Below are 3,026 nucleotides of genomic sequence, written 5' to 3'. Positions count from 1 at the left end.
GCCCGCTGAGTCGCGCAACGGCTCAAATGGCTTGTTCCCGTTAAAACCTTGGTAAGGTTAACGAGGGCGCCGCGCCGCTTCAAGCGCCGCCGCCGGTCGATGGCAAGGTTCTGCGATTTTAGATCGCCGGTGTGGCTTTGAAGCCGGAAACGAGACGTGTCGGCATCGCCCTATTTGCGTTTGATGCCGATCGAGCGGCCGGCCCGTTCCGGCATCGGCAGGGCCGAATGGGCGGCGCGCATGTCTTCGACCCTGGCCAGCACATCGGCGGGGAAGGGCGCCACCTTCGGCCCGGACATGTCGACATGCAGCGACAGCGATTCGGAAGTCGCGGCCAGCCAGCCGTCGACATGGCGGATTTCCTGATAGGCCCGCAGCCGCTTGTCGTCATGGTCGATGAGCTGGAAGGAGACCGTGACCTTGTGCTCGAGATGCAGCTCCTGCACGTAGCAGACATGGACTTCGGCGGTGTAGATGGTGAGGCGGCGATCCCTGGCATAGTTCGGTCCCATGCCCATTGCCTCGAAGGCGTCGTCCGAGCAGCGGTCGAACAGCACGTTGTAATAGGCCATGTTGAGATGGCCGTTGTAGTCGATCCAGTCCTTCTCGATGTCCATGGGTTTCGAGACGAAGGGAGTGGGGATGGGCATCGAAACTTCCTTGTTCTGGTGCTGGACAGAGCGTGGCTCCGGAGACTCTATTTGTTCTGACGCAATTTCGGACGGAAAACCGCTTCACACTTTTCCTGGAATTGCTTTACGCATCCATAGACGCATAACAAGCATGGACGCTGGTCCATTCGCGGAGGAATTCATGGCTCTGAGCGACCTCAACCCGGTCGAACGCAACGAGGAAGGCATCGCTGCGGTGCTCGGGATCCTCAAGCAGCAGCTCGGCGAGCGATTCCAGACCGGCCAGGCGATCCGCTCGCAGCATGCACATACCACCACCTACATTCCGACGCAGGCACCGGATGGCGTTGCGTTCCCCGAGACGACGGCCGAGGTGCAGGAGATCGTGCGCGCCTGTGCGGCGCACCGCGTGCCGGTGATCGCCTTCGGCGTCGGCTCCTCGCTGGAGGGTCACACCAACGCACCGGGCGGCGGCATATCGGTCGACACATCGCGCATGAACCGTATCCTGGCGGTCAATCCGCAGGATCTCGACTGCACGGTCGAACCCGGCGTCACCCGTGAGGATTTGAACCGGCATCTGCGCGACACCGGCCTGTTCTTTCCGATCGATCCCGGCGCCAATGCCTCGCTGGGCGGCATGGCCGCAACGCGGGCCTCCGGCACCAACGCGGTGCGCTACGGAACGATGCGCGAGAACGTGCTGTCGCTGACCGCCGTCATGGCCGACGGCGAAACGGTGACAACCGGCAAGCGGGCGAAAAAGAGCTCGGCCGGCTATGATCTGACGCGGCTGCTGGTCGGCTCGGAAGGCACGCTCGGCATCATCACGTCGCTGACCTTGAAGCTGCAAGGCATCCCGCAGGCGATCTCCGGCGGCGTCTGCCCGTTTCCGAGCGTCGAGGCGGCCTGCAACGCGGTCATCGCGACGATCCAGATGGGCATCCCGGTGGCGCGCATCGAACTGGTCAACGCCTTGCAGATGCGGGCGATGAAGAATTATTCCAAGCTCGACTATCCCGAGAGCCCGTGCCTGTTCGTCGAGTTTCATGGTAGCGATGCCGGCGTTGCCGAACAGGCCGAAACCTTCGGCATGATCGCGGAGGAAAATGGCGGCGGGCCGTTCCTGTGGACCAGCGTCGCCGAGGAGCGCACCAAATTGTGGAAGGCGAGGCACGACGCCTACTGGTCGTCGCTGACCCTGCGGCCGGGAGCCAAGGGGCTGTCGACCGATGTCTGCGTGCCGATCTCGCGCTTTGCCGAATGCGTCATGGAAACCGAGGCCGATATCGCCGAGATGGGCCTGATCGCGCCGATCGTCGGCCATGCCGGCGACGGCAATTTCCACGTGCTTGTGCTGATGGATGTGAACGATCCCAAGGAGATCGCGCTGTCGGAAAAATTCGTCGCGCGGCTCAACATGCGGGCCATCGCCATGGACGGCACCTGCACCGGCGAGCACGGCATCGGCCAGGGCAAGATCGGCTTCCTGCGCCACGAGCTCGGCCACGGCGTCGACATCATGCGCACCATCAAGCAGGCGCTCGATCCGCTTGATATCATGAACCCGGGCAAGATCTTGCCGGGAAACTAACCGATTTTCCGACGCAAGGTTCGTAGGCGGCCAGTCTTGACCGCGCCACCATTCGGGCCGAGGCTTGGCCGGTAGCAGGGCCTGAAGCCAACAGGCGTGCCAGCGGAGGAGGATGCCATGGCGATTTCACGCAAGGAAGAAGCGCGCGCGCTGAGTGCCGACGAACACGATCTGGTGGAGAAGTCTCACCATCCGGCGGTGCAGGAGCTCTCCGACGCCGATCTTGCCGGCCTGGTCAAGCTGTTGCGGGAGCGGCGCGACAAGGCGCAGACCGAAGCACACCGCCGCCGGCGTGAGATCCGGGGCAAGGGCGCGGCGAAGGGCGCTACGCCTTCGAAGGCTGATGGCGGGTCGCAGCTCAAGCTTGCGGTGCTGGCCATGGCCATGCGGCGCCTGAATGGCGAGGCCGAGCGGCGCCGGCAACTGGCCGCCAGCGTTTCGCTGATCGAGAATGCGCGCAAGGCATTGGTGATGAAGCAAGGGGCGGCATCGGACGGCCCCGCCTTCAACTCGCGCACCGCGCGCAGGGGTATGCGGCCGGTGGCGAACCAGAGGGCGCCGGATCTGGTCCGGCCAATGGAACTCGGCCGGCAGCGCAGGGCGGCCAAGGTGGCACAGGCAAAGCGCGACGCACGCTGAATTCGCGGTGATCGCGGGCTGAAATCGTTGAGGACGCCTGCCTACCGTGCGGCAGGCTTCGCCTGTCCGCCCTCGACAAGCGTCTGCAGCATGGGGCGGGTTGGCGCGAAGAATGTCGTGCCGGTGTGCGGTGTGGAGAAATCGAGCAGGCGGTCGTAGGC

At 64.2% G+C, this 3,026-nt stretch carries 3 protein-coding genes and 1 pseudogene; 2 read left to right on the top strand and 2 right to left on the bottom strand.

What is annotated here, in order from left to right; all coding sequences use genetic code 11:
• Positions 1-170: 170 nt before the first annotated feature.
• Entirely contained in the window at positions 171-650 is a 480-nt protein-coding gene (locus EN969_RS24285) for a thioesterase family protein (RefSeq protein ID WP_013531007.1), read from the bottom strand.
• A gap of 163 nt (positions 651-813) precedes the next feature.
• Here EN969_RS24285 and EN969_RS24280 point away from each other — a divergent pair, with 163 nt between their 5' ends.
• Positions 814-2,226: an FAD-linked oxidase C-terminal domain-containing protein gene (locus EN969_RS24280; protein WP_013531008.1), complete on the top strand. Its 1,413-nt coding sequence runs from the start codon at positions 814-816 to the stop codon at positions 2,224-2,226.
• Positions 2,227-2,343: 117 nt separating this feature from the next.
• A complete protein-coding gene (locus tag EN969_RS24275) occupies positions 2,344-2,865 on the top strand; it encodes a hypothetical protein (RefSeq protein ID WP_013531009.1) in 522 nt (173 codons plus the stop codon).
• A 41-nt stretch (positions 2,866-2,906) separates the two neighbouring features.
• Here EN969_RS24275 and EN969_RS36215 read toward each other — a convergent pair.
• Positions 2,907-3,026 (bottom strand): annotated as a pseudogene (locus EN969_RS36215) (peroxidase); the annotation flags it as partial.

The sequence above is a fragment of the Mesorhizobium sp. M7A.F.Ca.CA.003.01.2.1 genome, assembly GCF_003998945.1.
GTDB lineage: Bacteria > Pseudomonadota > Alphaproteobacteria > Rhizobiales > Rhizobiaceae > Mesorhizobium > Mesorhizobium ciceri.
Note: the sequence above shows the minus strand (reverse complement) of the source record. Positions and strands in the feature narration are given on the sequence as shown.

Coding starts and splice junctions, on each gene's coding strand:
- EN969_RS24280 (WP_013531008.1), top strand. CDS start 814: ATGGCTCTGAGCGACCTCAACCCGGTCGAACGCAACGAGGAAGGCATC.
- EN969_RS24275 (WP_013531009.1), top strand. CDS start 2,344: ATGGCGATTTCACGCAAGGAAGAAGCGCGCGCGCTGAGTGCCGACGAA.
- EN969_RS24285 (WP_013531007.1), bottom strand. CDS start 650: ATGCCCATCCCCACTCCCTTCGTCTCGAAACCCATGGACATCGAGAAG.